General features: G+C 59.1%; 3 protein-coding genes. All 3 read right to left on the reverse strand.

The features are described 5' to 3' along the window. Positions 1-309: 309 nt before the first annotated feature. From KVS69_RS18090 to KVS69_RS18100, 3 genes are read right to left on the reverse strand one after another with little or no spacing between them, the layout of a single operon-like run. On the reverse strand, positions 310-873 hold the full coding sequence (locus KVS69_RS18090) for an isochorismatase family cysteine hydrolase (RefSeq protein ID WP_217539391.1): 564 nt from the start codon (positions 871-873) through the stop codon (positions 310-312). 1 nt (position 874) lies between these two features. Then, complete coding sequence (locus KVS69_RS18095; RefSeq protein WP_217539392.1) at positions 875-1,513, reverse strand: DUF6766 family protein; 639 nt, start codon at positions 1,511-1,513, stop codon at positions 875-877. A gap of 49 nt (positions 1,514-1,562) precedes the next feature. After that, positions 1,563-2,060, reverse strand: a complete 498-nt coding sequence (locus KVS69_RS18100) for a ferritin-like domain-containing protein (protein WP_217539393.1) — start codon at positions 2,058-2,060, stop codon at positions 1,563-1,565. Positions 2,061-2,258 lie beyond the last annotated feature (198 nt).

Below are 2,258 nucleotides of genomic sequence, written 5' to 3' on the forward strand. Positions count from 1 at the left end.
TATTTGAGACTTGAACCACTGTCGTCCGCCATCCACCAGGGAGATCAATGCTATGGGCATTTCTGTCGCCAACTGTGCAGCGCGTGCAAGGGCGTCAAAAAAAGGCTCCGGGTCCGAGTCCAGAATGTTCAATGCATGCAAAGCGGACAGACGGGCTTGCTCGACCACTGGCACCCCTCTCTATGACTTTGGTTGAACTGCTTGGAAGCGTAGAGGCGTCTGGGCCAGCTGTCTGTGAACGGTATCGAATTCAGGCGTTCTTCCATCCCGCAACTGCATGGCAAATGGAACGTCCGACCTACCTACCTGTCACCGATCATGTCCGCTCTCGAGCGAACGTAGAAGCGCTTGGGCCGTGCGCACTTCGACTCCGCCAGTGGAGCGCAGCAGCTTCAAAGCGGCTTGCCTGCGTTCCGGCACGCAGGCGGTCGCATCAGACACCACCACCGTGGAGAACTCGCGGGAGTTGGCATCGATGGCGGTGGCAAGCACGCAAGAGTCCAATGCCATGCCGACGAGCACCAACTGGTCGACGCCGATCTTGGCGAGAAGCACCGCCAAGGGCGTTGCGAGGAAGGCCGAGTGCTTTGGCTTGAGCACCGTGTAGTGATCCGGACCGGGGAAAAGCAGTTTGGCGATGTCGCCCGACGGGCCTTCTTCGTGGCGACAAACCTCCGCGAGCTGATGGAAGCCACACTTCCAATCCCCGAAGTTATCGTTGGCGTAGATCACTGGCCACTCTTTTTCGTCAAAGACGTCTCGGATCTGCCGGGCCTTCTTGGCGGCTTTAAGAGCCAGTGGCGCCAGCGTTTGACCGTCGGGGAAATCGAAACGGGAGAAGAGATCGATGATGATCAGGGCCGGGCGCTCCATGTCAGGCCCCCGTCTGGGCGTGGGGGGCCTCTACTGCCTTGGACTGGGGCGAATCTTTCTGACGCAAGAAAATGGTCAACACGACCAGGGCCAGAACGGCCAAGAACTCGCTTTGCCAGTTCTGCATGGACTCGAACCAGAAGTCGCTGCTGAAGAAGTGTTCAAAGAATCCAGGGACGGGCAAATGATCCAATCGGGCTTCGTCGCACCGCGCTCGCCAGCTGCCGAGGGCGTGAAGAGCAAAAGACATCACAAACAAGCTTAAAACAGCGATGGCCAGAGAGTGGGCATAGATTTTCTTCCAGATGCCCCCACGGCGAACGGGCCACGGTGCAGGGCCGGCGTCGAGTTTGGGATCTTCCTCGTCGGGGTCAAGCGGCCGGGACTCGGCCGAGCCACGCTGGCGGAGCCGAACGGTGAGCAGCACATACATCCCCATTTGCAGGAACTCGCTCTCCCAGTTCTCGAAGGTCGCGCTGCTGAAGTGCCCTGTGGTGAGGTAGGTACCGAATCCCAACGCGGCTTGGCCGTGCTGTGCCAGCTCCTCGTTGTGAACGTTCCACCCCGTCACCGCTTGCGCGCTCAAGAACAGCACGGTCAGCACGACGAGGACGATCGATAACCCATTTCGGCGCCACATGGTTCCTGTCCAGATCAAGGGCGGGCCCGAAGGCCCGCCAGTCATTCGGTTACTTGCCTGCCGCGGCCTTCTGATTGCCGCCCTGTTCGGCGAGAAGGGTGAGCTTCTCGTCCGTGGACTTTTCTTCCTCAAGGGTCTCCAGAAGATAGGGCAGGGCATCTTTGTATCCCAGCTGCTTGGCAAGCGCTGCGATGGTGCCGTAGGAGGCGATCTCGTAGTGCTCGACCTTCTGGGCACCACCGATCAGTGCGGCGTCACGCACAGGCCCCTTCTCAATCGACTCGATCACTTCCTTGCTTTCTTCCACCAGCCCTTCCATGGCGGCACACTTGATGCGCTTGAGGCGGATTCCTAAGACTTCCACGACCTGGTCGATTCGCTCGATCTGACCAACGGTCTCCTCCAAGTGGGTCTCGAAGGCCGCCGCAAGTTCGGGATTCTCCGCCGCGCGGGCCAAGCGGGGCAGGGATTTCGTCAACTGCTTCACAGCGCTGTAGATGTCAGACAGCTCGTGCACGAACAGCTCTTCTGCGGTCTTAATCGCCATGCGTAAAATTCCTGGATTGAGGATGGGAGAAGTTCAACCTTGGACCGGATCCAGCGGACGTTATGTGAAGGGCGGTTGAAACTTTCGTGATTCTCCGGCCGCCGTGTAGTTGACGGCGGTTAGTGCCGCGATGGGCCGTCCTTCTCACAGAGCACTTACCAGGTGATGATAGCCAAGGGCTTAGCAACGAAAGGAGTC

This window comes from Stenotrophomonas sp. GbtcB23 (genome assembly GCF_019091045.1).
In the GTDB taxonomy this organism is placed as follows: Bacteria; Pseudomonadota; Gammaproteobacteria; order Xanthomonadales; family Xanthomonadaceae; genus Stenotrophomonas; species Stenotrophomonas rhizophila_A.

Coding starts and splice junctions, on each gene's coding strand:
- KVS69_RS18095 (WP_217539392.1), bottom strand. CDS start 1,513: ATGTGGCGCCGAAATGGGTTATCGATCGTCCTCGTCGTGCTGACCGTG.
- KVS69_RS18100 (WP_217539393.1), bottom strand. CDS start 2,060: ATGGCGATTAAGACCGCAGAAGAGCTGTTCGTGCACGAGCTGTCTGAC.
- KVS69_RS18090 (WP_217539391.1), bottom strand. CDS start 873: ATGGAGCGCCCGGCCCTGATCATCATCGATCTCTTCTCCCGTTTCGAT.